At 74.3% G+C, this 25,011-nt stretch carries 27 protein-coding genes; 11 read left to right on the forward strand and 16 right to left on the reverse strand.

All coding sequences use genetic code 11. The features are described 5' to 3' along the window. Positions 1–34: 34 nt before the first annotated feature. The 8 genes from ACYVKX_RS09190 to ACYVKX_RS09225 form a co-directional block, all read right to left on the reverse strand. A complete protein-coding gene (locus ACYVKX_RS09190) occupies positions 35–1,669 on the reverse strand; it encodes a solute symporter family protein (RefSeq protein ID WP_460831078.1) in 1,635 nt (544 codons plus the stop codon). A 1-nt stretch (position 1,670) separates the two neighbouring features. After that, on the reverse strand, positions 1,671–2,033 hold the full coding sequence (locus tag ACYVKX_RS09195) for a DUF485 domain-containing protein (RefSeq protein WP_460831081.1): 363 nt from the start codon (positions 2,031–2,033) through the stop codon (positions 1,671–1,673). A gap of 247 nt (positions 2,034–2,280) precedes the next feature. Then, a complete protein-coding gene (locus tag ACYVKX_RS09200; protein WP_460831083.1) occupies positions 2,281–3,780 on the reverse strand; it encodes a sodium/solute symporter in 1,500 nt (499 codons plus the stop codon). Then, complete coding sequence (locus ACYVKX_RS09205; protein ID WP_460831085.1) at positions 3,777–4,157, reverse strand: hypothetical protein; 381 nt, start codon at positions 4,155–4,157, stop codon at positions 3,777–3,779. The genes ACYVKX_RS09200 and ACYVKX_RS09205 overlap by 4 nt, the downstream gene beginning before the upstream one ends. Next, the gene (locus ACYVKX_RS09210; RefSeq protein ID WP_460831087.1) at positions 4,154–4,876 is read right to left on the reverse strand and encodes a LytR/AlgR family response regulator transcription factor; all 723 of its coding nucleotides are present in this window, start codon (positions 4,874–4,876) and stop codon (positions 4,154–4,156) included. Before ACYVKX_RS09210 ends, ACYVKX_RS09205 begins: the two co-directional genes overlap by 4 nt. Next, on the reverse strand, positions 4,873–5,988 hold the full coding sequence (locus ACYVKX_RS09215) for a sensor histidine kinase (protein ID WP_460831089.1): 1,116 nt from the start codon (positions 5,986–5,988) through the stop codon (positions 4,873–4,875). The genes ACYVKX_RS09210 and ACYVKX_RS09215 overlap by 4 nt, the downstream gene beginning before the upstream one ends. Positions 5,989–6,001: 13 nt before the next feature. Then, on the reverse strand, positions 6,002–6,748 hold the full coding sequence (locus tag ACYVKX_RS09220) for a carbonic anhydrase (protein WP_460831093.1): 747 nt from the start codon (positions 6,746–6,748) through the stop codon (positions 6,002–6,004). A gap of 10 nt (positions 6,749–6,758) precedes the next feature. Beyond that, positions 6,759–7,604 carry a class I SAM-dependent methyltransferase gene (locus tag ACYVKX_RS09225; protein ID WP_460831097.1) on the reverse strand — a complete coding sequence of 282 codons (846 nt, stop codon included), beginning with the start codon at positions 7,602–7,604 and terminating at the stop codon, positions 6,759–6,761. 35 nt (positions 7,605–7,639) lie between these two features. On the opposite strand from ACYVKX_RS09225, the gene ACYVKX_RS09230 reads away from it, so the two are divergent. Continuing rightward, entirely contained in the window at positions 7,640–8,362 is a 723-nt protein-coding gene (locus ACYVKX_RS09230) for a Fic family protein (protein ID WP_460831100.1), read from the forward strand. A 248-nt stretch (positions 8,363–8,610) separates the two neighbouring features. On the opposite strand, the gene ACYVKX_RS09235 is transcribed toward ACYVKX_RS09230, so the two are convergent. Then, entirely contained in the window at positions 8,611–9,411 is an 801-nt protein-coding gene (locus tag ACYVKX_RS09235) for an HAD family hydrolase (protein WP_460831102.1), read from the reverse strand. Positions 9,412–9,542: 131 nt separating this feature from the next. Here ACYVKX_RS09235 and ssd point away from each other — a divergent pair, with 131 nt between their 5' ends. The 7 genes from ssd (at position 9,543) to ACYVKX_RS09270 (ending at position 14,208) form a co-directional block, all read left to right on the forward strand. Continuing rightward, a complete protein-coding gene (gene ssd / locus ACYVKX_RS09240; RefSeq protein ID WP_460831105.1) occupies positions 9,543–10,595 on the forward strand; it encodes a septum site-determining protein Ssd in 1,053 nt (350 codons plus the stop codon). Beyond that, the gene (locus ACYVKX_RS09245) at positions 10,592–11,746 is read left to right on the forward strand and encodes a TadA family conjugal transfer-associated ATPase (RefSeq protein ID WP_460831107.1); all 1,155 of its coding nucleotides are present in this window, start codon (positions 10,592–10,594) and stop codon (positions 11,744–11,746) included. Before ssd ends, ACYVKX_RS09245 begins: the two co-directional genes overlap by 4 nt. Continuing rightward, on the forward strand, positions 11,743–12,492 hold the full coding sequence (locus tag ACYVKX_RS09250; protein ID WP_460831109.1) for a type II secretion system F family protein: 750 nt from the start codon (positions 11,743–11,745) through the stop codon (positions 12,490–12,492). The genes ACYVKX_RS09245 and ACYVKX_RS09250 overlap by 4 nt, the downstream gene beginning before the upstream one ends. Then, positions 12,489–13,208: a type II secretion system F family protein gene (locus tag ACYVKX_RS09255; protein WP_460831113.1), complete on the forward strand. Its 720-nt coding sequence runs from the start codon at positions 12,489–12,491 to the stop codon at positions 13,206–13,208. Before ACYVKX_RS09250 ends, ACYVKX_RS09255 begins: the two co-directional genes overlap by 4 nt. Before the next feature lie 126 nt (positions 13,209–13,334). Beyond that, on the forward strand, positions 13,335–13,517 hold the full coding sequence (locus ACYVKX_RS09260; RefSeq protein ID WP_460831115.1) for a DUF4244 domain-containing protein: 183 nt from the start codon (positions 13,335–13,337) through the stop codon (positions 13,515–13,517). Next, positions 13,514–13,873: a TadE family type IV pilus minor pilin gene (locus ACYVKX_RS09265; protein ID WP_460831119.1), complete on the forward strand. Its 360-nt coding sequence runs from the start codon at positions 13,514–13,516 to the stop codon at positions 13,871–13,873. Before ACYVKX_RS09260 ends, ACYVKX_RS09265 begins: the two co-directional genes overlap by 4 nt. Then, positions 13,870–14,208 carry an Rv3654c family TadE-like protein gene (locus ACYVKX_RS09270; RefSeq protein WP_460831122.1) on the forward strand — a complete coding sequence of 113 codons (339 nt, stop codon included), beginning with the start codon at positions 13,870–13,872 and terminating at the stop codon, positions 14,206–14,208. Before ACYVKX_RS09265 ends, ACYVKX_RS09270 begins: the two co-directional genes overlap by 4 nt. Before the next feature lie 6 nt (positions 14,209–14,214). On the opposite strand, the gene ACYVKX_RS09275 is transcribed toward ACYVKX_RS09270, so the two are convergent. Together ACYVKX_RS09275 and ACYVKX_RS09280 are read right to left on the reverse strand one after the other, a co-directional pair. Then, on the reverse strand, positions 14,215–14,517 hold the full coding sequence (locus ACYVKX_RS09275) for a hypothetical protein (RefSeq protein WP_460831126.1): 303 nt from the start codon (positions 14,515–14,517) through the stop codon (positions 14,215–14,217). A gap of 10 nt (positions 14,518–14,527) precedes the next feature. Next, positions 14,528–16,867: a DEAD/DEAH box helicase gene (locus ACYVKX_RS09280; RefSeq protein ID WP_460831129.1), complete on the reverse strand. Its 2,340-nt coding sequence runs from the start codon at positions 16,865–16,867 to the stop codon at positions 14,528–14,530. A gap of 167 nt (positions 16,868–17,034) precedes the next feature. Between ACYVKX_RS09280 and ACYVKX_RS09285 the strand changes: the two genes are divergently transcribed. Both ACYVKX_RS09285 and ACYVKX_RS09290 read left to right on the forward strand, forming a co-directional pair. Next, on the forward strand, positions 17,035–17,373 hold the full coding sequence (locus ACYVKX_RS09285; protein WP_460831133.1) for an anti-sigma factor antagonist: 339 nt from the start codon (positions 17,035–17,037) through the stop codon (positions 17,371–17,373). 171 nt (positions 17,374–17,544) lie between these two features. Beyond that, positions 17,545–19,923, forward strand: a complete 2,379-nt coding sequence (locus ACYVKX_RS09290) for a sodium-translocating pyrophosphatase (protein WP_460831135.1) — start codon at positions 17,545–17,547, stop codon at positions 19,921–19,923. Positions 19,924–19,978: 55 nt separating this feature from the next. Here the strand turns inward: ACYVKX_RS09290 and ACYVKX_RS09295 are convergent, their stop codons facing one another. Continuing rightward, on the reverse strand, positions 19,979–21,250 hold the full coding sequence (locus tag ACYVKX_RS09295) for an Ig-like domain repeat protein (RefSeq protein ID WP_460831137.1): 1,272 nt from the start codon (positions 21,248–21,250) through the stop codon (positions 19,979–19,981). Between the two features lie 114 nt (positions 21,251–21,364). On the opposite strand from ACYVKX_RS09295, the gene ACYVKX_RS09300 reads away from it, so the two are divergent. Further along, on the forward strand, positions 21,365–22,834 hold the full coding sequence (locus ACYVKX_RS09300) for a DUF7059 domain-containing protein (protein ID WP_460831141.1): 1,470 nt from the start codon (positions 21,365–21,367) through the stop codon (positions 22,832–22,834). A 4-nt stretch (positions 22,835–22,838) separates the two neighbouring features. Here the strand turns inward: ACYVKX_RS09300 and ACYVKX_RS09305 are convergent, their stop codons facing one another. The 4 genes from ACYVKX_RS09305 to ACYVKX_RS09320 all read right to left on the reverse strand — a co-directional run bounded on the left by ACYVKX_RS09305 (position 22,839) and on the right by ACYVKX_RS09320 (position 24,832). Continuing rightward, positions 22,839–23,567, reverse strand: coding sequence for a hypothetical protein (locus ACYVKX_RS09305; protein ID WP_460831145.1), 729 nt, complete (start codon positions 23,565–23,567; stop codon positions 22,839–22,841). Further along, positions 23,564–24,076 carry an RNA polymerase sigma factor gene (locus ACYVKX_RS09310; RefSeq protein WP_460831149.1) on the reverse strand — a complete coding sequence of 171 codons (513 nt, stop codon included), beginning with the start codon at positions 24,074–24,076 and terminating at the stop codon, positions 23,564–23,566. The genes ACYVKX_RS09305 and ACYVKX_RS09310 overlap by 4 nt, the downstream gene beginning before the upstream one ends. Before the next feature lie 136 nt (positions 24,077–24,212). Next, positions 24,213–24,590: a type II toxin-antitoxin system VapC family toxin gene (locus ACYVKX_RS09315; RefSeq protein ID WP_460831152.1), complete on the reverse strand. Its 378-nt coding sequence runs from the start codon at positions 24,588–24,590 to the stop codon at positions 24,213–24,215. Continuing rightward, the gene (locus ACYVKX_RS09320) at positions 24,587–24,832 is read right to left on the reverse strand and encodes a type II toxin-antitoxin system VapB family antitoxin (RefSeq protein ID WP_460831154.1); all 246 of its coding nucleotides are present in this window, start codon (positions 24,830–24,832) and stop codon (positions 24,587–24,589) included. Before ACYVKX_RS09320 ends, ACYVKX_RS09315 begins: the two co-directional genes overlap by 4 nt. Positions 24,833–25,011 lie beyond the last annotated feature (179 nt).

The raw sequence follows: 25,011 nt of genomic DNA on the forward strand, positions 1-25,011 counted from the left end.
GGGTACCAGAGGGATGGGGGTCAGTGCTCGGCCATCAGTGCTGCACCGCCTGCTCGGCGCCCGCGCCGGTGAGGGCGCGGACCTCGAGCTCGGTGTGGCGGTCCTCGGCCGCGGGCTCACGGGAGGTGACCGTGCCGAGCCAGCCGAGGAGGAAGCCCAGCGGGATCGAGACGATGCCGGGGTTCTCCAGCGGGAACCAGGAGATGTCGATGCCGGTCGGCAGCAGCGACAGGTTCTTGCGGGTCGCCGGGTCCACCCCCTTGCCGGACATGATCGGCGAGAAGACCACCAGGCCGACCGACGAGATCAGGCCGCCGTAGATGCTCCAGAGCGCGCCGCGGGTGTTGAAGCGCCGCCAGAACATGTTGTAGAGGATCGCCGGCAGGTTGGCCGACGCCGCCACCGCGAAGGCCAGGGCCACCAGGAACGCGACGTTGAGCCGCTGCGCCGGGATCGCGAGCAGGATGGCGATCAGGCCGATGACCAGGGCGGCCCACCGGGCCACGTTGAGCTCGTCCCTCTCCGACGCCTCGCCGCGGCGCAGGACGCCGTTGTAGATGTCGTGCGCGACGCTGACCGACGAGGTCAGGGTCAGGCCGGCGACGACCGCGAGGATGGTCGCGAAGGCCACCGCGGAGATCAGCGCCAGCAGGATCGCCCCGCCGGTCGACCCGTCGCCCCCGCCGACGGCCTGGGCGAGGAGTGGCGAGGCCAGGTTGCCGCCGGACGCGGCCACCGCGGCGTAGTCGGTCTTGTTCAGCAGGGCGGCGGCACCGAAGCCGAGGACCAGCGTGAACAGGTAGAAGACGCCGATCAGGCCGATCGCCCACAGCACCGACTTCCGCGCGTCGCGCGAGGTCGGCACCGTGTAGAAGCGGATCAGGATGTGCGGCAGGCCCGCGGTGCCGAGCACGAGAGCGATCGCGAGGGAGACGAAGTCGATCTTGCTGGTCTCGCTCACGCCGTACTTGAGGCCCGGCTCCAGGAACGCCTGGCCCTTGCCGCTGTTGGACGCCGCCGTGCCGAGCAGGTCGGAGAGGTTGAACCCGAACTTCGCCAGCACGATCACCACGATCAGGGCCGAGCCCGCCATCAGCAGCACGGCCTTGACGATCTGCACCCAGGTGGTGCCCTTCATGCCGCCGACGGTGACGTAGAAGATCATCAGCGCGCCGACCGCGAAGATCGTGACGTTCTTGGCCGTGTCGCCGTCGACGCCGAGCAGCAGCGCGACCAGGGCGCCGGCGCCGACCATCTGCGCGAGCAGGTAGAAGATCGACACGACGACGGTCGAGGTCGCCGCCGCCGTACGCACCGGACGCTGCCGCATCCGGAACGCGAGCTGGTCGGCCATCGTGTAGCGGCCGGAGTTGCGCAGCATCTCGGCGACGAGCAGCAGGGCGACGAGCCAGGCCACCAGGAACCCGATCGAGTAGAGGAAGCCGTCGTACCCACTCAGCGCGATGGCGCCGGAGATGCCGAGGAACGACGCCGCGGACATGTAGTCGCCGCCGATCGCGAGCCCGTTCTGGACGCCGGAGAAGCCGCGGCCGCCGGCGTAGAAGTCCGCCGCGCCCTGGGTCTGCCGGCTCGCCCAGAAGGTGATGCCGACGGTGATCGCGACCACCAGCAGGAACAGGAAGGTGGTGAGTGCCTGGTCGCCGTCCATGTCAGCGCCTCCCCTCGAGCTCGGCGACGTACTGCTCGTCGAGCTTGCGCGCCAGCGGGTCGAGCCGGCCGGTCGAGTAGCGGCTGTAGACCCACGCGAGCAGGAACGTCGTGGCGAACTGCAGGAGGCCGAAGACCAGGGCCACGTTGACGTTGCCCCAGAGCTGCCTGCTCATGAGGCCGTGGGCCCAGTTGCTCATCACGACGTAGAGCAGATACCAGGCGAGGAAGGCCGCGGTCGCCGGGAGGACGAACGCCCGGTAGAGCCGGCGCAGCTCGCGGAAGTCGGGCTCCTGGTGCAGCGTGTCGTAGATCGGATCGTGTCGTGCCGCTTGGTCGTGCGGCTGGCCATGGACGTTCGTCACGGAGGGCACCCCTCTCGAGCGGATGTGATCGCGGTCACCGTAGGGACACCCGTTCCCGCTCCGTGAGCCCCGGACGCCGCTTGCGCGCCGAGCGGGTCCCGGCTGTCGGTGAGCGGTCGGTCTCGTACGACGAGCGGTTGTTCCGGGGGCTGACTGTCCGCTGGACGCCGAGTCGGCGCAGTCTCAGCTGAGATTGCGCCGACTCGGCCAACGCTGGGCAGTAGTTCCCGCCGACTCGGCGTCGCGGTCAGCCCCGGTCCAGCTCCACCGTCTCGGGAGTGTGCAGCCGCACCAGGAACCGGCCGGCGCCCGGCGGCACCCGGGACGCGGTGAGCAGCGAGACGACCACCATCGTCGCCAGCGCGAGCGGGACGGTCCACGCGGCCGGCTGGCTCATCAGCGTGTCCACCCAGCCGTCCGGGCGCGACGTGGTGAGCGTCCAGCCGATCGCGACGCCGGAGCCGAGGCCGCCGGCGAGCAGCCCGGCGATCGCGCCGGCGTCGGTGAGGCCGCGCCACCAGATCCCCAGCAGCAGCAGGGGGCAGAACGTCGCCGCGGCCATCGCGAAGGCCAGCCCGACCGCCCGGGCGACACCGAGGTTGGGCGCGGCCAGCGCCACCACGCACGGCACCGTCACCGCGAACACCGCGCCCAGCCGGAACGCCGCGATCCCGCCCAGCCGCGACCAGGTGCGACCGAACACGTCCTGGCTGAGCACACCGGCCACGGCGATCGACAGGCCCGACGACGTCGAGAGGAACGCCGCGAACGCGCCCGCGGTCACCAGCCCCGTGAGCAGCTCGCCGAGCGGCCCGTCGACCATGATCCGCGGCAGCTCCAGCACCAGCGCGTCCGACCTCCCCGGCTCGGCCAGCGCCGGCGCGTAGACCCGCCCGAGCGCGCCGTACGTCGGCGGCAGCAGGTAGAAGACGCCGAGCAGGGCGAGCACGACGAGCGTCGTACGGCGGGCGGCCCGGCCGTCCGGGTTGGTGTAGAAGCGCACCACCACATGGGGCAGGCCCATCGTGCCGAGGAAGGTCGCGAGGATGAGGGAGTAGGTGACGTACAGCCCCTCCGACCCGCCGGACGCGAGCGGCACCGACCAGCCGTCGCCGCCGGCGACCCGGGGCGCGCCGTCGCCGGCCCAGACCGCGAGCAGCACCATCGCCGGCACGAGCAGCGCGGTCAGCTTGAGCCAGTACTGGAACGCCTGGACGAAGGTGATGCTGCGCATCCCGCCGGAGGTGACGTTGGCGAGCACCACCACGCCGACGATCACCGGGCCGAGCCAGGTCGGCGCGCCGACGGTCGAGCGCAGCGTGATGCCGGCGCCCTGGAACTGCGGCAGCAGGTAGAGCCACCCCACCGCCACCACCATGAGCGAGCAGACCGCCCGCACCGGCCGGGTGCCCAGCCGCGCCTCGGCGAAGTCGGGCAGCGTGTAGGCGCCCGAGCGGCGCAGCGGCGCGGCGACCAGCACCAGCAGCACGAGGTAGCCCGCGGTCCAGCCGACCGGGTACCACAGCATGTCCGCACCGAAGGTCAGCACCAAGCCGGCGACGCCGAGGAACGACGCGGCGGAGAGGTACTCGCCGCCGATCGCGCTGGCGTTCAGCCGTGGCCGCACCGACCGCGACGCGACGAAGAAGTCGCTCGTCGTACGGGAGAAGCGCAGTCCCCACGTGCCGATCAGCAGCGTCGCGAGCGTGACCAGGGTGACCGCGACGATGCCCGGCGCGGCGTTCATCCGCGATCCACCTCGCCCACGAGCTCGGCGAAGTCGCGCTCGTTGCGCTCGGCGCGGCGCACGTAGGCCCAGCCGAGGCCGAGCAGCGTCGGGTAGACGACCACGCCGAGCAGCAGCCACGGCAGCGGTACGCCGAGCAGGTCGACCGCGGCCAGGCCCGGCCACAGGTGGAACGCCAGCGGCAGCGTGCCGACCAGCAGCACCAGCGCGAGCAGGATGCCGAGCGCCAGCCGCAGCTGCTCGCGCAGCAGCGACCCGAGGTAGACGCCGCCGAGCCGGGTCTCGTCGTCGATGTCGCTGGTGCGAGCGGCAGGGGTACGGCGCCGCGGCGGGCCGGTGACGCGGACCCGCTCCGGCGGGGTGCCGGTGTCGGTCACGAGCGCGTCCGGCTCTGGAGGAGGAGCTCGCGCAGCTCGCGGGTGTGCCGGCGGCTGACCCCGAGCTCGACCGGCGGGCTGCCGACGACGACCGTGCAGCGGCCGCTGTCCATCCGCACCTCGCGCACGTGCGCCAGCGAGACCAGCAGCGAGCGGTGGATGCGGACGAAGCCGGCGTCGGCCCAGTCCTCCTCCAGCACCGCGAGGGGAGTGCGCACGAGATGCGAGTCGCCGGCGGTGTGCAGCCGCGCATAGTCGCCCTGCGCCTCCACGTGGGTGATGTCGGACCGGTTCACGAAGCGGGTCACGCCGCCGCGCTCGACGGCCACCTGGGTGTCCTGGTCGGCGCGCGGCTCGGCGCCGACCACGCGGCGTACCGCCTCGGCCAGCCGCTCGGCGCGCACCGGCTTGAGGACGTAGTCGACCGCGTGCACGTCGAACGCCTCGACCGCGTGCTGCTCGTGGGCGGTGACGAACACGACCTGCGGCGGCGTGCGGAACCGGCTGAGCACCTGCGCGAGCTCGAGCCCGGTGAGGCCGGGCATCTGGACGTCGAGGAACACCACGTCGATCGACGACTCCTGCAGCAGCCGCAGCCCGTCGGTGGCGGAGTCGCTGACGAGCACCTCGCCGATCCGGTCGTCCCGCTCGAGCAGGAACCGGATCTCGTCCAGCGCCGGCCGCTCGTCGTCGACGACCAGCGCGCGGAGCCGACTCACGCGTGCACCCCCGGCGCGAACTTGGGCACTCGGACGAGGACCTTGGTGCCGGCGTCCCGGTTGGTCTCGACGACCAGGCCGTACTCGTCGCCGAACGCGTTGCGCAGCCGGCCGTCGACGTTCCCGAGCCCGGTCGAGTCGAGCGCGGCGTCGCCGGCGAGCGCGCGGCGGACGACCTCCGGGTCCTCGCCGGCCCCGTCGTCCTCGACCTCGATCACGCACTCCTGGCCCTGGTCGCGCGCGACGATCGTGATGTGGCCGCCGCCCTCGGCGCCCTCGAGGCCGTGCCGCACGGCGTTCTCGACCAGCGGCTGGATGCAGAGGAACGGTACGGCGACGGGCAGCACCTCCGGGGCGATCCGCAACGTCACCTGGAGACGGTCCCCGAACCTGGCCTGCTCCAGCAACAGGTACCGCTCGACCGAGCGCAGCTCCTCCGCGAGCGTCGTGTACTCGCCGTGCCGGCGGAAGGAGTAGCGGGTGAAGTCGGCGAACTCCAGCAGCAGCTCGCGGGCGCGGTCGGGGTCGGTGCGCACGAAGCTCGCGATCGCGCCGAGCGAGTTGTAGATGAAGTGCGGGCTGATCTGGGCCCGCAGCGCGCGCACCTCGGCCTCCATCAGCCGGGTGCGGCTGGCGTCGAGCTCGGCCAGCTCGAGCTGCCCGCTCACCCACTGCGCCACCTCGTCGGCCGCCCGGGCGAGCCCCGCGGTCGCGTGCGGCGAGAACGCCTGGAGGGTCCCGACCACCCGCTCGTCGGCGACGAGGGGGCTGACGATCGCGGTGCGGATCTCGCAGCCGGGTACGTCGCAGGGCAGCTCCCCGCGGTCGAACATCCGGGTGCTGCCGCGGTCGACGGTCGCGACGGCGAGCCGGCCGCACTGGTCTTCGTGGTGCTGGCCGGGGCCGTGCCACGCGAGCGACCCGGCGGTGTCGGTCAGCGCGAGCGCCGGCGTACCGAGGAGGTCGTGGAGATGGCGCAGGCTGCGCTCGGCGCTGTCGCGGTTGAGCCCGGCGCGCAGCGCGGGAGAGGCCAGCGAGGCGCTGTGCAGCGTCCGGAACGTGGCGCGGTCCGCCTCCGTCCCGAGATGGCGGCGTCGCCAGGGCCGGGTCATGCCGGACAGGATGTCAGCCGGTGTCCTGCAGCAGAACCCGTTCGCCCAGCGGCTGCGTCGGCCTGCGCGAGTCGGGGTGGCGCCCGGCGTACTGCTCGATCTGCTCCGGCGACCACGTCACCGGCTCGCGGAGCACGGCCCAGGCGACGCCCTCGGTGCACGGCGGGGTGGTGAGCGAGCCGGAGTAGCGGTAGGCGCGGAGGTCGTCGGGCAGCAGCGCGCGCGGGTCGACCGGCTCGGTGGTCGGCACCGGGTCCCCGCCCTCCTCCGGCGCGTTGGCGAGCACATCGTCGACGACCGGCAGCGCCGGCCCCTCCTCGACGAGTACGCCGAGCACGGCGAGCGAGCCGTCCTCGGCCTGGTGCACCAGATGCATCTCGGCGGCGTACGCCCTGCCGTCGACCCGGTGCTCGCTCGGTGTGTGGAAGTGGAACTGGGTCAGGGTGTAGGCCTTGCCGTCGAGGGTCATCGTGCCGGCGCCCGCGAGCGTCGTCTGCACCGAGTGGCCGGTGTCGACCACGGTTGCGGCCGAGGCGGTGTAGGCGAGCTCGGGGTCGGCCAGGTCCTGCCGGGTGGCGTCCGCGAGGTCGACCGGCGACTGCTCGGTGCCGGACGCACACGTGTCGCCCCAGGCGCCGACGTCCTCGTAGGTCCACTGCTGCGCGGCGCGGTCGTCGTCGGACCGCTCCCGCTCGTCCTCCTTCTCACCGCAACCGGTGAGCAGGGCAGCGAGGAGGGTGAGGATGGCGGCGGCTCGCACGCCCCGGACGCTAGCGGAAGTCGATCAGCAGCACGTCCGGATCGGCGCCGTCGTCGGCGACCGGTGCAGACATCTCCGGCGCGGTGTCGGTGTCGGCCTCTGCCTCGCTCTCGGTCTCCTGCCGGTCGGCCACGACCGCGCGGAAGCAGGCGGCGACGTAGGGGAGCTGCATGCCGTCCATGCCGCGGCCGTAGTCGTCGTAGAACGCCAGCACCTCGGCCAGCGTGGCCGCCCGGCCCTCGTCGTCGAGCACCGCGACGCTGGAGCGCGAGAGCGCCAGCTCCTGGATCGAGTCGCGGTCGACGACCTGCCAGTGCCGGAAGGTCTCGTCCTCGACGAGCCCGAAGTGCTCGGAGAGGATCAGCGGCTCCTCGCTGCGCAGCTGGTCCTGGCTGCCGATGATCGCCCCGAGCCTCCGCACCCACGGGATCCGCTCGTCGCGCCGGTTCCACACCAGCGCCAGCCGGCCGCCGGGCTTGAGCACCCGCGCGATCTCCGGCAGCGCCCGCTCGTGGTCGAACCAGTGGAACGCCTGCGCGACCACCACGACGTCGAAGACCCCGTCGGGAGCGGGGATCTGCTCCGCCGACGCCACCGAGGTGAGTACGTCGGGCAGCCGCTCGCGCAGCCGCGCCAGCATCGCGTCGTCGGGGTCGGTGGCGTGCACGTCGTGGCCGAGCGCCACCAGCACCTCGGTCAGCTTGCCGGTGCCGGCGCCGAGCTCGAGCACGGTCACCGGCTCCTCGCCGACCAGCCAGGCCGCCGCCTCGCGCGGGTACGTGGGGCGGGCGCGGTCGTAGGCGCCGGCCACCGAGCCGAAGGACCGGGCCGGATCGAGGGGGGAGGGATCGGTCATCGGTCTCACCGTACCCGTCGATAGCCTCGTGTCTCGTGACCGCTGACCCGTTGTCCCGGCTGGCCTCCCTGGAGGGCGTGCCGTCGGCCCTGGCGGCCGCCCGGGACGGGATCGACGTGATGCTGCGCGACCGGGGCCTGCGGCGTACCTCTCCGGAGACGACGGCCGAGAGCCTGCTCCGCGGCGCGCACGCCAGCGCGGTGCTGGAGGGCTCCGCGTCGTCGCTGGCGTCGGTGCGGTCGGGGGAGGCCGACGAGGTGGCGGCCGACGCGGTGCGGGTCTCGACCGAGCTGCTCGCGCTCGCGCCGTCCCTCTCGCGGACGCCGCTCCAGGCGCTCGCCCGCATCCACGCGCTCGCGGCCGCGCGGCTGCCCGAGGACGCCCGCGGCCGGCCGCGGTACGCCGCCGCGGCCGGCCGGCTGCGCGGCGTCGGCGACCTGCTGACCGCTCCGACGTCGGCGCCGGCGCTGCTGCTCGCCGCGGTCGTACACGCCGAGCTCGCGACGGCCGCGCCGTTCGGCTCGCACGACGGCGTCGTCGCCCGCGCCGCCGAGCGGCTGGTGCTGGTCGCGCGCGGCGTCGACGAGAAGTCGCTCGTCGTCCCCGAGGCGGGGCACCTGGCGCTGCGGGCGCAGTACGAGTCCAACCTGCGCGGGTACGCCGGCGGCGGTTCCGCGGGCGTGCACGGCTGGCTGCTCTACGCGGCCGAGGCGTACGCGGCCGGCGCGGAGGCGAGTCCGTTGAGGAGAGAGTCGTAGAGATGCGAACGGCACCCGGCGTTCACGTTGGTTGGACCGGGTGCCGTCGCTGACACGTGAGACCGTCGGCTACCAGGCGTGCATCATCAACTGCTGCCCCGGGTGTGTCCCGGTCCGGTCAGCGCCCTGTAGGAAGGGTGGATCGCCGCGTGGGTACCCGGCTCACGTGCTGCCCTCTGGAGTTCTGGGTCCTGTCTACGCCTCTTCGCCGCGACCTTCAAGGGTTGACATTCGGCCCAGGTCAGTCCTCAGGCCCCCAGCCGCCGCTTGCGGGCGTTGGCCCACAGCACCCCGCCGACCGCCACGACGCCCCCGACGGCGAGCGCGGCGAGCGCCGGCTTCGCCGGCGGCAGCGGCACCCGGGCGCGCAGCGCGACCGGCTTGGTGAACACCAGGACCGGCCAGCCCTGCTCGGCCGCGATGCGGCGCAGCTCCCGGTCGGGGTTGACCGCGTGCGCGTGGCCGACGGCCTCGAGCATCGAGACGTCGGTGACGGAGTCGCTGTAGGCGTAGCTGCTGGCGAGGTCGTAGCCGCGCTCCCGGGCGAGCTCCTCGATCGCGCGCGCCTTCTCCTCGGCGTACGCGTAGTACTCGATGCCGCCGGTGTACCTGCCGTCCGCGATCTCCATCCGGGTCGCGATGACGTGGTCGGCGCCGAGCATCTCGGCGATCGGCTCGACCACCTCCGCGCCCGACGCGGACACGATCACCACGTCCCGCCCGGCGAGGTGGTGCTCCTCGATGAGCGAGACGGCCTCGTCGTACACGAGCGGGTCGACGATGTTGTGGAGGGTGTCCGCGACGATCTCGCGGACCGTCGCGACGTCCCAGCCGGCGCACAGCTGCGACATGAACTGCCGCAGCTTCTCCATCTGGTCGTGGTCCGCGCCGCCGACGAGGTAGACGAACTGGGCGTACGCCGAGCGCAGCACCGCCCGCCGCGAGATCAGCCCGCCTGCCTGGAACGGCTTGCTGAACGCGAGCGTGCTCGACTTCGCGATGACCGTCTTGTCGAGGTCGAAGAAGGCCGCGGCCGGGCGGAGCGCCATGCCGCAATCGTAGGTGGTGGGATCGGCCCGACGGCCCACATTCCGTCCACAGACATCGTGTCGAACCCCTTTGTTCACAAGGGATTCGCGTGCGGGGTGCCCTCGTCGGCGACCGCGGGGACGATCGCCGCATGACCGCACCGCTCCTCATCACCCGCGACCCATCCCTGCTCGACGAGCTGCTCCGGCTCGCCGCCGCGGCCGGCGTCACGCCCGACGTCGCCGCCGACGGCGGCGCCGCGCTGCGCGGCTGGTCCGCCGCCCCGCTGGTGCTCGTGGGCGCCGACGCGGCCGACGACCTCGCGCGGCTCGCGCCCGTCCGGCGGCCCCGGGTGTACGTCGTCTCCTGGGGCGCCGTCCCCGACGAGCTGTTCCGGGTGGCGCTCGAGATCGGTGCGGAGAGCGTGGCCCGGCTGCCCCGCTCCGAGGGGTGGCTGACCGAGTTGCTCACCGATGTCGGCGAGGGCGAGCCGCGCACGGAGGGCCTGCTGGTGGGTGTCGTCGGCGGCAGCGGCGGCGCCGGAGCGACCACGCTCGCCTGCGCGCTCGGCCAGGCCGCCGCGCGCCGCGGCCGCGCCGTCGTGGTCGACGCCGACCCGCTCGGCCCGGGCGTCGACCGGGTGCTCGGGCTGGAGGAGCAGGACGGCGTCCGCTGGGACGGGCTCTGCGACACCACGGGCCGGCTCAGCGCCCGCGCCCTGCGCGAGGCGCTGCCGCGGCGCGAGGGCCTGGGTGCCCTGGGCTGGAACGCCGCCCGGCCCGGCAGCCTCCAGGCGTTCGCGGTCCGCGAGGTGCTGTCCGCTGCCCGGCGCGGCCACGACCTGGTCGTGGTCGACCTGCCCCGCACCCCCGACCCGCTCGTCGACGAGATCGCCGCCCGGTGCGACCGGCTCCTGGTCGTCGTGGTGCCGACCGTCGCCGGCGTCGCCTCGGCGGTCCGCGTCTGCTCCCGGCACCTCGACCCGACCACGGTGCGCCTCGTGGTCCGTGGGCCGGGCATCGACCCGACCTCCGTCGCCCGCGCCACCGGCGTACCCGTCCTCGCCACGATGGGCGACCAGCGCGGCCTCGCCGAGGCGATCGACCTCGGCCTCGGCCCGGTGCGCTCGCGCCGCGGCACCCTCGGCCGAGCCGCCGACGAGATCCTCGACCAGCTCGTGCTGATGCGGACCGCGGCGGCATGACGGCGGATCTGGAGGCGGTCCGCGACCGGCTCGCCCGCAGCCCCGGCGACCTCACGCCCCACCGGGTCGCCGAGGCGCTGCGCGAGAGCGGCCGCCCGGTCGGCGACGCGGCGGTCCTCGAGGTCTACGAGGCGCTGCGCCGCGACGTCGTCGGCGCCGGCCCGCTCGAGCCGCTGCTGCGCACGCCACACGTCACCGACGTCCTGGTCAACGGCGCCGACGAGGTCTACCTCGACCGCGGTGCCGGCCTCGAGCGCACCACCGTCCGCTTCCCCGGCGAGGAGTCCGTCCGCCGCCTCGCCCAGCGCCTCGCCGCCCTCGGCGGTCGCCGGCTCGACGACGCGACGCCGTACGCCGACCTCCGGCTGCCCGACGGCACCCGCTTCCACGCGGTCCTCGCCCCGCTCGCCCGGCCCGGCACGCTGGTCTCGCTGCGGGTGCCGCGGTCGCGCACGTTCACCGTCGAGGAGCTCGTGGACGCCGGCACCCTCACACCCGACACCGCCCGGCTGCTGCTCGCGATCGTCGAGGCCCGGCTCGCGTTCCTCGTCAGCGGCGGCACCGGCTCCGGCAAGACCACCCTGCTCGCCGCCCTCCTCTCGCGGGTGGCTCCCGACGAGCGGATCGTCGTGGTCGAGGACGCCAGCGAGCTGCGCCCCGACCACCCCCACCTGGTCGCACTCGAGGGCCGCCCGCCCAACCTCGAGGGCGCCGGCGCTGTCGAGGTCCGCACCCTGGTCCGCCAGGCGCTCCGCATGCGGCCCGACCGGCTCGTCGTCGGCGAGGTCCGCGGCGCCGAGGTCGTGGACCTGCTGGCCGCGCTCAACACCGGGCACGAGGGCGGCTGCGGCACCGTGCACGCCAACTCCGCCGTCGACGTCCCCGCCCGGATCGAGGCGCTCGCGCTCGCCGCCGGCCTCGGCCGCGCGGCCGCGCACAGCCAGCTCGCCTCGGCCGTGCACGTCGTGCTGCACCTCGCGCGCGGACCCGACGGCACCCGTCGCCTGCGCCAGGTCGCCGTCCCCGAGCGCCGTCCCGACGGGCTGGTCGCGATGGTGCCGGCGCTCGACGTCGACGACCACGGCGTCGCCACGCCCGGCCCCGGTGCGCCGGTGCTGGCCGACCGGGTGGCCGACCGGGTGGCGACATGACCGCGGTCGCGGTCGTCTGCGCCGCGCTCGCCGCCCTGCTGCTCGTCCGGCCGCCGACCCGGTTGACCGCGCCCCGGGTGCCGCGCGCCGTGCTGCTGGCGCCCGTGCTCCTGATCCCGGTGGTCGTGCCCCGGTTCGGTGCCCTGGCGGTCGTCGTCGGGGCCGCGGCCCTCGGCGGCGTCGCGCTGTGGCGTCGCCGGCGCCGACGACGTGTGGCGGCCCGGGTCGCGGCCGACGTGCTCGAGACCTGCGAGCTGCTCGCCGGCGAGCTCGCGGCCGGGCGACCCTCGGGCGAGGCGCTGGCCCGGGCGGCCGACGCCTGGCCGCCGCTCGCCCCGGTGGCCGAGTCGTTCCGGGTCGGCGCGGACGTCCCCGCCTCGCTGCGCGCGCTCGCCGGACGACTGGAGGGCGCCGCGGACCTGCGGGTCGTGGCCGCCGCCTGGCAGGTCGCCCACCGCACCGGCCAGGGACTCGCGTCCGCGGTCGACCGGGTCGCGGAGTCGCTGCGCGCCGAGGCCGCCACCCGCCGGGTGGTCGAGGGCGAGCTGGCCTCGGCCCGCGCCACCGCCCGGCTGGTCGCCGGGCTGCCGGTGCTCGCGCTGGCGATGGGCTCGGGTGCGGGAGGCGACCCGTGGGGCTTCCTGCTCGGCCAGCCGGCCGGGCTCGCCTGCCTCGCCGGCGGCCTCGCGTTCGGGCTCGCCGGGCTGTGGTGGATCGAGGCGATCGCGGCCGGGGTCGAGGCATGAGTCCGTGGCTCCCCGTCGTCTGCGCTGCGCTCGCCGCCGCGCTGGCGATGCCGCCCCGCGCCCGGCTGCCGGCGTCGACAACGCCTGCTCCCGCGGCGTCGACGACCGGATGGCTGCACCGGCACCGGCTGCTGTGGAGCGCGCTCGCCGGACTCGGCGCCTTCCTGCTCCTCGGTGGCGCCCTCGCGCCGGCCGCCGCGGTCGGTGCCGCCGTGGCGACCTGGATCGTGGTGGGCCGCGCCGAGCCGGCCGAGGTGCGGCGCCGCCGGGCCGAGGTACGCCGCGACCTCCCGCACCTCGTCGACCTGTTCGCCGCGACGCTGCGCGCCGGTGCCGCGCCCGCCGACGGGGTCGCCGTCGTGGCGACCGCGCTGCCCGGGGCCGCCGCCGACCGGCTGTCCGGGGTCGCCGCCCGGCTGGCCCTCGGGCTCGACCCGGTGCAGGTGTGGTCCGGGCTGGCCGACGACCCCGAGCTCGGCCGGCTGGGTCGCGCGCTCGCCCGGGCGCAGGCGAGCGGCGCCCCCGTCGTACCCGCCGTCGAGCGGCTCGCCGACGACCTCGCCGTCGCCGGCCGCGCCGCGACGGAGGACCGCGCCCGCGCGGTCGGCGTCAAGGCCGCGCTGCCGCTGGGGCTGTGCCTGCTGCCGGCGTTCGTGCTGATCGGCATCGTGCCGCTCGTCGTCGCCCTGCTCACGGCCCTCGACCTCGGCCCGTGAGCCGTCCACAGCAAGGGGTCCCGACCGCCGACTCCACAAGGCGCCGTCCGAGCCGGGCGAGATGTCCCCGCGATCGCGGAGGGTCGACCCGACGGCCGCATCGGGCGGCCGGGAACGGAGACCCAGATGACCAGCTCGAAGCCTCGCCGCCGCGACCAGCGCGGCATCACCACCGCCGAGTACGCCGTCGGCACGGCCGCCGGCGCCGGCCTGGCCGGACTGCTCTACAAGCTGCTCACCGGCGGCTTCGGCGACCAGCTCCTCAAGACCCTGTTCGACCACGTGCTCGGGCTGCTGGGCATCGGATGAGGACCCGCTCCGAGCGCGGCGCCGCCACCGCCGAGCTCGCGATGGTGCTGCCGCTCCTGGTGGCGGTGACCATCGGGCTGGTCTGGCTGCTCGCGGTCGGAGCGGCCCAGGTCCGCACGGTCGACGCCGCCCGCGAGACGGCCCGGGCGGTCGCGCGCGGTGACGGGGTCGCGGCGGCGATCGCCCGCGGAGAGCGGGTCGCGCCGCCCGGCAGCCGGGTCAGCGTCCGCGACGACGGCGACCAGGTGGTCGCCGTCGTCACGGGCCGGGTGTCCGGGCCTGGCGGGCTGTTCGGCCGGCTGCCGGGCGCCACCGTCTCGGCCGAGGCGGTCGCGGTCGCCGAGGAGTCGCCGTGAGCCGCGACGAGCGCGGCGCGGTCACGCTGTTCGCGGTCTCGTGCCTGGCCGTGCTCCTGCTGCTCGGCGCGGCCCTCGGGGTCGTCGCGGCGATGGTCCGGGCGCACCGCACCGCCCAGGCGGCGGCCGACCTCGCCGCCCTGGCCGCGGCCGGTGCCGTGGGCGAGAGCGACCCGTGCGCGGCCGGCGCGGCGGTCGCGACGGCGAACGGCGCCCGCCTGGCGACCTGTGCGGTCGCCGGTCGCGACGTGACCGTGCGGGTGGTCGTCACCGGCCCGCGCTGGCTCGGACAGGACGCCGACTTCTCCGCCGAGGCACGGGCCGGTCCGGGCTGAGGCTCCTCAGGAGGAGCTGCCGCCCCGGTCGGGATCCCGGCGCTCGTCGGACTGGTGCCTCTCGAGCTTCTCGTGCAGCTCGCCGAGCTGCCTGCTCTCGCGGCGCTGCCGGAGGGTGCGCTTGGTGCCCCACTTGGTGAACCCGAAGCCCCACAGGATCGCCAGGCCCGCGCCGAGACCGACGAAGAACATCGCCATCGCGCCGATGTCGGCGCCGAGCAGCCCGACGTTGGTCCCCTCGGCGGTGAAGAGGGCGGCGACGATCGCCAGCGCGCCGAGACCGATGAGGACGAGACCGAGGACGACCATGCCTCGGAGGCTATGCCCGCCCGAGCAGCACGTCGAGGAGCGCGGCCGCGCCGGCCTTGTCGAGCGGGTTGTTCTGGTTGCCGCACTTGGGCGACTGGATGCAGGAGGGGCACCCGTCGGCGCACTCGCAGGACCGGATGGTGTCGCGGGTCGCGGTGAGCCACGGCCGGGCCGCGTGGAAGCCGCGCTCGGCGAAGCCGGCGCCGCCGGGGTGGCCGTCGTGGACGAAGACGGTGAGCGTGCCGGTGTCGGGGTGCCGCGCGGTCGAGACGCCGCCGATGTCCCAGCGGTCGCAGGTGGCGAACAGCGGCAGCAGCCCGATCGAGCAGTGCTCGGCGGCGTGCGCGGCGCCGGGCAGGTCGCCGCCGGCGAGCCCGCCCTCGGTGAGCGCCGGCTGGGGCACGGTCCACCAGACGGCGGCGGTGCGCAGCGTCCGCTCCGGCAGGTCGAGCGGCTCCTCGCCCAGGACCTCGCCGCCGGGCTGGCGGCGCTTGAGGAACGACACCACCTGGTGGCGCACGTCCACCTCGCCGAAGGAGAGCCGGCAGTCGCCCCAGGCCGCGTGCTCCCGCTCGCGCACGATGGCGATGTCGGTGACCTCGCGGGCGGTCGTGGAGTAGTCGGGCTCGGCGCGCTCGATCACCGCGGCGTGGTCCTCGAGGTCGAGCGAGCGGACCAGCCAGGTCTCGCCGCGGTGCACGTAGACCGCGCCGGGGTGGGCGGTCGAGTGCGCGCCGGCGGCGTCGACGGTGCCGACCATCCGGCCGGTCTCCGCCTCGACCAGCTGCACCGGGGCGCCGCCGGTCGAGCGGATGTCGGCGAGGTCGCTAGCCCGGCGCCGGTCGGTCCAGAACCACCCGCGCGGGCGACGGCGCAGCAGGCCGCCCTCGGCGAGCGCGGCCACGACCTCGCGGGCGGTCGGCCCGAACAGCGGCAGGTCCGCCTCGGTCAGCGGGATCTCGTGCGCGGCGGCGCAGAGGTGCGGCCCGAGGACATAGGGGTTCGACGGGTCGAGGACGGTGGCCTCGACGGGAGCGCCGAGCAGGGCGTCGGGGTGGCTGATCAGGTAGGTGTCCAGCGGGTCGTCGCGCGCGACCAGCACGCCGAGGGCGTCCTGCCCGCCGCGCCCGGCCCGGCCGAGCTGCTGCCAGAGCGCGGCGCGGGTGCCCGGGAAGCCGGCCATCAGCACGGCGTCCAGCCCGCTGATGTCGATGCCGAGCTCGAGCGCGTTGGTGGCGGCGAGCCCGGTGAGCTCGCCGCCGCGCAGGGCCTCCTCGATCGCGCGCCGCTCCTCGGGCAGGTAGCCGCCGCGGTACGACGCCACCCGGCCCGGCAGCGAGGGGTCGACGTCGGCCAGCAGCTCGGCGGCGGCCATCGCGACCTGCTCGGCGCCGCGCCGGGAGCGGACGAACGCGAGCGTGCGGACGTCCTCGACGACCAGGTCGGCGAGCAGGTCGGCGGCCTCCGACGAGGCGGCCCGGCGCACCGGCGCGCCGTTCTCGCCCAGGAAGGAGGTGAGCGGCGGCTCCCACAGCGCGAGCGACACCTCGCCGCGCGGCGACGCGTCGCCGGTCACCGCGAGCACGTCGAGCCCGGTCAGCCGCCGCGCGAACACCTCCGGCTCGGCCACCGTCGCCGAGGCGAGCACGAACGTCGGGTGCGCGCCGTACGACGCGCAGATCCGTCGCAGCCGCCGCAGCACGTGCGACACGTGCGCGCCGAACACGCCGCGGTAGTGGTGGCACTCGTCGACCACGACGTAGCGCAGCGACCCGAGGAACGCCGCCCACCAGCCGTGCCCGGGCAGCAGCGAGCGGTGCAGCATGTCGGGGTTGGTGAGGACGTACTCGCCGTGGTCGCGGGCCCAGTCGCGCTGCTCGCGCGGGCTGTCGCCGTCGTGGGTGGCGGCGCGGACGTCGAGCCCGAGCGCAGTGATGCTCGCGAGCTGGTCCTGGGCGAGCGCCTTGGTCGGCGCCAGGTAGAGCACGGTCGCGCCGCGCTGCCCCCGAGAGCCGCGCCCGGCCCGGATCGCGGACAGCGCCGGCAGCTGATAGCCGAGGCTCTTGCCGGACGCGGTGCCGGTCGCCATCACGACGTGCCGGCCCTCGTGGGCGGCCTCGGCGGCGACGGCCTGGTGCGCCCACGGCCGGGCGACCCCGCGGTCCGTGAACGCGGCGACCACGTCCCCGGGCGCCCAGGCGGGCCAGCCGGCGTGCCTCGCCTCGCGCGCGGGCAGCACCTCGAGGTGGCGCAGCCGGTCCTCGCGACCGGGTACGCCGGCCAGGCGGTCGACCACGCCCGACACGCCGGACGGGCGTGATCCCAGGGGAGAGTCGAGCGTGGACGTCACCCCCTCAGCATGGCTCCCGGCACCGACAGATCCGCGGCGTGAGGCCCCCGGCGGGCGGGACTCTGTGCACGGGACGGGGCGGGCATGGTTTCATTGTGCAGGCCGGATGTCGAGGTTCCTCGCCGCGACGCCTCCGGCGACCTGACCAGCGGCACCGGGAGACATACGTGGACCTGGCTCTGACGACGCGCGAGGCCGGTGGCAAGACCATCGTTGCCGTCGGGGGCGAGATCGACGTCTACACGGCGCCCAAGCTCCGCGACAAGATCACCGAGCTCGTCGCGGGCGGTGTCTACGACATCGTGATCGACATGGAGGAGGTCGAGTTCCTCGACTCGACCGGCCTCGGCGTGCTCGTGGGCGGATTGAAGAAGGTGCGCGCCCACGACGGCTCGCTGCAGCTGGTGTGCAACCAGGACCGGCTGCTCAAGATCTTCCGGATCACCGGGCTGGCGAAGGTGTTCGTGATCCACGACTCCGCCGACGCCGCCCTCGCCGGCAACTGACCCGAGCCGCAGGACCCGTCGCCGTGCGGCGGCGGGTCCTCGTGCGTTCCCGGACGGTACGGCGCCGGGCCGTGTGGCCCGGATCACAAGCCCCGGCCCCCTCGTCCGCGTGGGCATGCGTAGACTCCGGCCCGTCCGTGAGATCGGCACCACTCTCCCAGGAGGAAGCGCATGACGGGGATCGCTCCCGCAGTCGTGGAAGTCTCCGGGGGCAACCTCGTCCTGGTCATCGTCGTCGCACTGATCGCGCTGGGCGCGCTCGCGATGGCGGCGATGTTCCGCCAGGAGGTTCTTGCCGCCGGTGAGGGCACCGCCAACATGAAGAACATCGCCCAAGCGGTGCAGGAGGGCGCCAACGCCTATCTGCAGCGGCAGTTCCGCACGCTGGCGATCTTCGCCGCCGTCGCGTTCTTCCTGCTGCTGGCCCTGCCCGCCGACGACACGACGGTGCGGATCTTCCGCTCCGTGTTCTTCCTGGTCGGGGCCGGCTTCTCCGCCGCCGTCGGCTACTTCGGCATGTCGCTCGCGGTGCGGGCGAACCTCCGGGTCGCCGCCGCGGCGCAGGCCGAGGGCCGCGACCCGGCGATGAACATCGGCTTCCGCACCGGCGCCACCGTGGGCATGCTGACCGTCGGCCTCGGCCTCCTCGGCGCCAGCCTCGTCGTGATCCTGTTCCAGGACAAGGCGCCCGACGTGCTCGAGGGCTTCGGCTTCGGCGCCGCGCTGCTCGCGATGTTCATGCGCGTCGGCGGCGGCATCTTCACCAAGGCCGCGGACGTCGGCGCGGACCTGGTCGGCAAGGTCGAGAACAACATCCCCGAGGACGACCCGCGCAACGCGGCGACCATCGCCGACAACGTGGGCGACAACGTGGGCGACTGCGCCGGCATGGCGGCCGACCTGTTCGAGTCGTACGCCGTGACGCTGGTCGCCGCCCTGATCCTCGGCTCGCAGGCCTTCGGCGACAAGGGCCTGGTCTTCCCGCTGCTGATCCCGGCGATCGGCGCGCTGACCGCCGTCGTGGGCGTCTACCTGTGCAAGCCGCGCGCCGGCGAGAACGGCCTGGTCACCATCAACCGGGCCTTCTACATCTCCGCCGCGATCGGCGCGGTCGCGAGCGTGATCCTGGCGTTCGTCTACCTGCCCGGCAGCTTCGGCGACCTCGCGAACGCCAGCGTGCCCTCGGACGGCGACCCGCGGGTCATCGCCGCGGTGGCCGTGGTCATCGGCATCGTGCTGGCCTCGATCATCCTCAGCCTCACCGGCTACTTCACCGGCACCGACCACCGCCCGGTCAAGGACGTCGGCAAGACGTCGCTCACCGGCGCGGCGACCGTCATCCTGTCCGGTCTCGCGGTCGGCTTCGAGTCGGCCGTCTACACGACGCTGGTCATCGGCGCCGCGGTGTTCGGGGCGTTCCTCATCGGCGGCGGCACCGTCGGCGTCGCGCTGTTCGCGGTCGCGCTGGCCGGCTGCGGCCTGCTGACGACCGTGGGCGTCATCGTCGCGATGGACACCTTCGGCCCGGTCTCCGACAACGCCCAGGGCATCGCCGAGATGTCCGGCGACGTCAGCGGCGAGGGCGCCCAGATCCTCACCGAGCTCGACGCGGTCGGCAACACGACCAAGGCGATCACCAAGGGCATCGCGATCGCGACCGCCGTGCTCGCCGCGAGCGCGCTGTTCGGCTCCTATGTCAACGGCCTCAGCGACGCGCTCAAGGAGGTCGGCGACGTCGGCAAGGTGGGCGAGCTGACGGCACTGTCGTTCAGCTTCGACATCTCGAGCCCGAACATCCTCGTCGGCGCGCTGCTCGGCGCCGCGGTCGTGTTCCTCTTCTCGGGTCTCGCGATCAACGCCGTGGGCCGGGCCGCGGGCGCCGTGGTCTACGAGGTGCGCCGCCAGTTCCGCGAGATCCCCGGGATCATGGAGGGCACCGGCCGTCCGGAGTACGGCCGTGTGGTCGACATCGTCACCCGCGACTCGCTGCGCGAGCTCGCCACGCCGGGCCTGCTCGCCGTACTCGCACCGATCGCGGTCGGCTTCGGCCTCGGCGTGGGCCCGCTCGCGGGCTTCCTCGCCGGCGCGATCACGACCGGCACGCTGATGGCGGTCTTCCTCGCGAACTCCGGCGGCGCCTGGGACAACGCGAAGAAGCTGGTCGAGGACGGCCACCACGGCGGCAAGGGCTCGGACGCCCACGCGGCCACGGTCATCGGCGACACCGTCGGCGACCCGTTCAAGGACACCGCCGGCCCGGCGATCAACCCGCTGATCAAGGTGATGAACCTGGTCTCGCTGCTGATCGTCGCCGCCATCGTGAAGCTGTCGGTCGGCGAGGACGCCAACACCCCGCTCCGCATGGTGATCGCGGTCGTGGCGCTCCTCGGCATCGTGGTCGCGGTGGTCGTCTCCAAGCGCCGCTCGGCGGTCATCGGCGACGACGAGCCGGGCCAGGCGGCCCCTCCGCCTCCGCCGCCCCCGCCGGCCGAGGCCGCCCCGAGCGACCCGACCGAGCAGGTCGAGGTGCCGCAGCGGCCGCAGTCGTAGCACGACGACGACGGCCCGCCCGAGATCTCGGGCGGGCCGTCGTCGTGTGTCCGGGCTACTTCCTCCTCGTGGCCTTCTTCACCTTCAGCTTCACGACCTTCGAGGTGGTCGCGGTGGCGAGGTCGGAGCCGGCGTACGCCGCCTTGAGCCGATGCACGCCCGGCTTCAGCTTCCCGAGTCGCACGGTCGCCCTGCCGTTGGCGATCCTGACCCGCTTCAGCACCTTCGCGCCGTCGTAGATCGTGACGGGGCCGCCGGCTCCGGTGATGCCGGGGACCGTGAGGACCAGCTTCAGGCCGGCCCTCTTGCCCTGCTTGACCGTCTTCCTCGGCAGCGACGCCGTCAGCGTCGACACGAGCTTGGGGACGCTCACGCCGGCGGTGCGGAAGCTGCCCGGCCGGTAGCCCGGACGCGTCGCCGTCACCGTGACGGAGAGGACGCGCCCGACGTCCTCGGTCGTCGGCGTGTACGTCGCGGCGGTGGCGCCCGCGATGGCCTGGTCGCCGCGGCGCCACTGGTAGGCGTAGGCCGGCACCTCGCCGAGGCCCCAGACGCCGGGGTTGACGGTCAGCGCCTTCCCGATGGCGCCGCTGCCGCTGATGGTCGGCTGCATCGTCGGGGTGGGTGCGTCGCCGATCACGGCCGTCACCGCGTTGCTGGTGACCACGCCGTCGGTCAGGCCGTCCTTGCGGCCGGTGGCGCGCACCGAGATCGCCTGGTCGAGGTCGGCCGGCACGAGCGTGTAGGTCTGCGCCGTCTGCCCGGCGATCGGCTGCCCGTCGCGGAGCCACGCGTAGCTGGTGGCCACACCCTCCTGGTTCCACTGCGGTGCGCTGGTCGTCAGCTTCGTGCCGACCTTGGGGGTGCCGGCCAGCGACGTGACGGTCGGCGCCGCCGCGGGCGTCACGGCGCTCTCGCCCACGACCGGGATCTGCAGGGCGTTGGTGATCATCTCCAGCGGCAGGAACCCGGCCACGGTGGTGACCACCTCGGCCGTGATCGCGCAGCCCTCCTGGGCCTGGGTCGGCACGAACGACCACACCCCCTCGGTGCCGGGGATCGGCGAGCCGTTGCACAGCCAGGTGATGTCGGTGCTGAGGAGCTGCCCGGGCAGGAGGTTCCAGCTCGGCTGGGTCACGCTCAGCACCTGGCCGACGATGGGGACCCCGGACAGCTGGGGGAGCTGATCCGGCGCCGGCAGCGGCAGGTCGAGGAGTCCGGCCTCCGCCGGACGCGCCTGCGCGGGCGTCGCTGCGGTGACGGTGACGCCGCCGGCGACGAGCGTCGCGGCGGCGAGGGCGCCGAGGGCGCGCGTGAACGTGTGCATGGGTCCCCTTCCGGACTCGGTGCTACCGATACTCGACTTGGTGATGCCCATCACTGGAGTCCTTGACGCAACGGTCTGGACCGGCCCGCCTCGGGCGCGACCTACGCTCGAGGCGTGACCGCGTCCCCGACCATGCCCGACCTGCCCCAGCGGCTCCGTGCCGCGCTGGTCATGGCGGGCTACACCTACGAGGGCGTGGCCGAGGTCCTCGGCCCGGTCGCGCACGCGGCGCTCGGCCGCAACGAGACGACGCCGGGCCTGCGGCGTACGACGGGCGGCTGGCCGCTCGAGACGCTGATCCGACTGTTCCTGCTCCAGGCGCCGGTCGAGGCCGCGGCCGCGCAGCGCGCGCTGCCCGGGCTGGTCGACCGGCTCGCCGCCGAGGGTTTCCTCGAGCAGAGCGTCGGCGAGGTGGCGGCCCGCCTCGACGTCCGGCCGTACGCGACCGACGACCAGCACCTCTGGGTGGCCAGCGACCTGACGCCCGGCCTGGACGGCGGCAGCAGTCGGGTCGGCCCCGACCACGTGCTCGGCATCAGCGCAGCCTCCACCTCGCTCGCCCAGCTGACCCTGCGCGAGCCGGTCGGCCGGGCACTCGACCTCGGCACCGGCTGCGGCGTGCAGGCGCTGCACCTCGCGCGGCACAGCCGCGAGGTGGTCGCGACCGACGTCAACGCCCGCGCGCTGCGGCTGGCGCGCTTCAACGCCGCGCTCAACGACGTGCCCGCGCCGGTCGACGTGCGGAACGGGTCGTTCTTCGAGCCGGTGGCGCGGGAGCGGTTCGACCTGATCGCGACCAACCCGCCGTTCGTGATCTCGCCGGCGACCGACGAGCGCCTCGTCTACCGCGACTCCGGCCTGCCCGGCGACCGCGTCGTCGAGGACATCGTCCGCCGCGCGCCCGACCACCTCGCCGAGGGCGGCTGGTGCCAGGTGCTCGCGAACTGGGTCATCGCCGACGGCGTGCCGTGGGGCGAGCGGATCGACGGCTGGGTGCCCGAGGGGTGCGACGCCCTGGTCGTCCAGCGCGAGGTGGTCGACCCGGCGGCGTACGTCGAGCTCTGGCTCAAGGACGCCGGACTGCACGGCTCGGCCGACTACCTGGTCCGCTACGACACCTGGCTCTCCTGGTTCGAGGAGCAGGGCATCGAGGCGGTCGGGTTCGGCTGGATCAACCTGCGCCGCAGCGGCGGATCGGCCCGCGAGCTGCTCGAGTGGCCCTACGACGTCGAGCAGCCGATCGCGCCGGCGATCCGCGACTGGGCAGTCGGCGTCGACCTCGCCCCCGGCGTCGACCTCGACTCCCACCTCACCACGCGCGTCGACGTCCGCCAGGAGACCCTCGGCGCGCCCGGCGCCGCGGACCCCGAGACCGTGCTGCTCCGCCAGCAGCGCGGCTTCCGCCGGGCCCGGCAGGCCGACACCGTGACGGCCGCGCTGGTGGGAGCCTGCGACGGCGACCTGAGCGTCGGCCAGATCCTGGACGCGGTCAGCACCCTGCTCGACCTGGACGCCGCCCGGACCCGCGAGACCCACCTCCCGGTCGCCCGCGAGCTGGTGGCGGAGGGGTTCCTGCGGGCCTGACCGGTCAGCGCAGCTCGCCCGTGAGGTCGAGCGGCTGCTTGCCCTCCTCGCTCGCGAGCGTGCCGTCGACCTCGAGCCGCAGCACCGGCACCGGGTCGCAGGACGCCTCGAGCACGCGCACCGTGCCCGACCCGCCGGCCGAGCTGGCCGCCTCGTTGCCGAGGTCGCCGGGCGAACCGCCCTCGGTGTCCGCGACGAACAGCACCAGCGGATAGGTGTCCGAATCGCCCGGGCCGTCGATGGGCAGCTCGAAGGTGCGGTCACCCTGGAGCTGGGCGACGCGGCCCTGCACCATCACGAACGGCTTGTCCAAGGTGGCATCGTCATCGCCGCGGTCGCCCTGGAACGAGATCGGGCTGGAGGCCCAGATGGTCCCGGGTGTGGGGCTCTCGATCGGCTGCCCGGTGCCCTGGACGATCGGCGGGTCGCAGGACACCTGGATCTCGTCGAAGGCGTACGTCGAGCCGTCCGGTCGGGTGAGCACCAGCGTGCTCACCGGGCCGCTGGGCGGGTCGGTGGCGACCAGGTCGCCGCCGTCCCGGTCACCGCTGGTGAGCACCGCGGCGGTGCCGGCGGCCGCGACGACCGCCACGGCGACCGTGCCGGCCATCGTCGCGCGCCGGCGCCGGCGGCGTACCCGCACTCGGCGGTCCACCCGCTCCACCGAGTCCGGCGGCGGCGCGAGCGCGCCCGCCAGCTGGTCGAACCCGTCCTTGATCTGCTGCTCGGTCATGCCCATCCTTCCGTCGTGGTGCGCAGCGGGCCGTGCTCGCGCGCATGTTGCCGGAGCCGCTCGGTCCCGCGGGACAGCTGGCTCTTCACCGTTCCCTCCGAGCAGCCCATCCGCTCGGCGATCCCGCGCACGTCGAGGTCCTCGACGTAGCGCAGCGCCAGCGCGGTGCGCCGCCGGGGCGAGAGCGTGGCGAGCGCGTCGACCAGCCAGCCGTCGAGCTCGCCGACCACCTCGACCGGCGCCTCCTCGGGTGGTGTCGCGAGCAGCGGCAGCTCGCGCCGCAGCCGCCGGATCCGGTCGATGTTGAGGCGGACCATCACCGTGCGGGCGTACGCCGCCGGCTCGTCGAACCGGGTGCGTCCCCACCGCTCGCCGATCCGCGCGAGGGTCTCCTGGGTCAGGTCCCACGCGTCGTGCGGGTTCGCGGTCAGGGCGTGCGCCAGGCCCAGCAGCGGCCGGGTCTGCACGGCCACGAAGTCCCTGAAGCCCGCCACGTCGTCGTCGGTCACCAATCGTCCTCCGGATCGTCGAGCCCCGATCGTCGAGCGCTGTGCTCTCCCTTGTGCTCGTCCCTTGTCTGACGGTCCGGCCCCATGAAACGTTGAGGCCGAAGCGCAGTCGAGCAGAGTCCCGAGCGATCCTGCGTCAGAGCGCGGGCGTGACGTCGGTGTGGGTGAAGTCGTGTCCCTTGAACAGCAGCGGCTCGTCGCGGACCTGGGCCAGCGCGTACGACATGCAGTCGCCGAGATTCAGCGCGGCCGGCGACCCGGATCCCCTGCCGTACCGCGCGTAGGCAGCACGCGCGATCCGAGCGTGCTCCTCGGTGAATGCCACGACCTCGGTCAGAGTCCGTCGCACCAGGGTGTCGAGTGCGGCGAGCCGCTCGGGCCGCGCGACGATGGAGGCTTCCAGGAGCGTGGGCGCGCCGAGGATCGGGTCGCCCGACAGGAGCGCGGCCGCGAACCTCTCCGCGTCCGGCTCGTTGTTGAGCACGGCGATCAGCGCCGAGGAGTCCACGATCACCTCGGCAGGCCCCGCTCGTCGTAGAGGTCGTCGTCGGTCAGGACCGGCTCGGTGCTGACCGCGGCCGTCGCGCGTGCCAGCTCCATCAGCTCGTCGAGCGTCGCCTTCTCCGACGGACGATCTCGGGCCTCGGACTCGGCGAGCACGTCCCGGAGCACCGCGGTCATGGACGTCCCGCGACGCCTCGCCAGCAGTTGCGCGAGCCGGTAGACGTCAGGGTCCTTGATGTTGAGGGTGGGCACGGTTCCGATTCTACCATCTATGGTAGAACTGCTGGTGTAGATCATGGCGCCACCGTGACACTTTCTCGGGCCGGTCCGCCGAGCCCGTCCACAGGGCGCCGGGGAATGGGTTCCCCGGCGCTCGCGCTACCGTGTCCAGCCGTAGGACCCCGGAGAGAGCGACCGGGGGAAAGCCGCCA

The sequence above is a fragment of the Nocardioides hungaricus genome (genome assembly GCF_054782915.1).

Bases quoted from the DNA above. Each gene is read 5' to 3' on its own strand.
- ACYVKX_RS09255 (WP_460831113.1), top strand. From the start codon at position 12,489: ATGAGTCCGTGGCTCCCCGTCGTCTGCGCTGCGCTCGCCGCCGCGCTG.
- ACYVKX_RS09250 (WP_460831109.1), top strand. From the start codon at position 11,743: ATGACCGCGGTCGCGGTCGTCTGCGCCGCGCTCGCCGCCCTGCTGCTC.
- ACYVKX_RS09260 (WP_460831115.1), top strand. From the start codon at position 13,335: ATGACCAGCTCGAAGCCTCGCCGCCGCGACCAGCGCGGCATCACCACC.
- ACYVKX_RS09245 (WP_460831107.1), top strand. From the start codon at position 10,592: ATGACGGCGGATCTGGAGGCGGTCCGCGACCGGCTCGCCCGCAGCCCC.
- ACYVKX_RS09275 (WP_460831126.1), bottom strand. From the start codon at position 14,517: ATGGTCGTCCTCGGTCTCGTCCTCATCGGTCTCGGCGCGCTGGCGATC.
- ACYVKX_RS09295 (WP_460831137.1), bottom strand. From the start codon at position 21,250: ATGCACACGTTCACGCGCGCCCTCGGCGCCCTCGCCGCCGCGACGCTC.
- ACYVKX_RS09265 (WP_460831119.1), top strand. From the start codon at position 13,514: ATGAGGACCCGCTCCGAGCGCGGCGCCGCCACCGCCGAGCTCGCGATG.
- ACYVKX_RS09215 (WP_460831089.1), bottom strand. From the start codon at position 5,988: ATGACCCGGCCCTGGCGACGCCGCCATCTCGGGACGGAGGCGGACCGC.
- ACYVKX_RS09290 (WP_460831135.1), top strand. From the start codon at position 17,545: ATGACGGGGATCGCTCCCGCAGTCGTGGAAGTCTCCGGGGGCAACCTC.
- ACYVKX_RS09200 (WP_460831083.1), bottom strand. From the start codon at position 3,780: ATGAACGCCGCGCCGGGCATCGTCGCGGTCACCCTGGTCACGCTCGCG.
- ACYVKX_RS09235 (WP_460831102.1), bottom strand. From the start codon at position 9,411: ATGGCGCTCCGCCCGGCCGCGGCCTTCTTCGACCTCGACAAGACGGTC.
- ACYVKX_RS09305 (WP_460831145.1), bottom strand. From the start codon at position 23,567: ATGACCGAGCAGCAGATCAAGGACGGGTTCGACCAGCTGGCGGGCGCG.
- ssd (WP_460831105.1), top strand. From the start codon at position 9,543: ATGACCGCACCGCTCCTCATCACCCGCGACCCATCCCTGCTCGACGAG.
- ACYVKX_RS09225 (WP_460831097.1), bottom strand. From the start codon at position 7,604: ATGACCGATCCCTCCCCCCTCGATCCGGCCCGGTCCTTCGGCTCGGTG.
- ACYVKX_RS09190 (WP_460831078.1), bottom strand. From the start codon at position 1,669: ATGGACGGCGACCAGGCACTCACCACCTTCCTGTTCCTGCTGGTGGTC.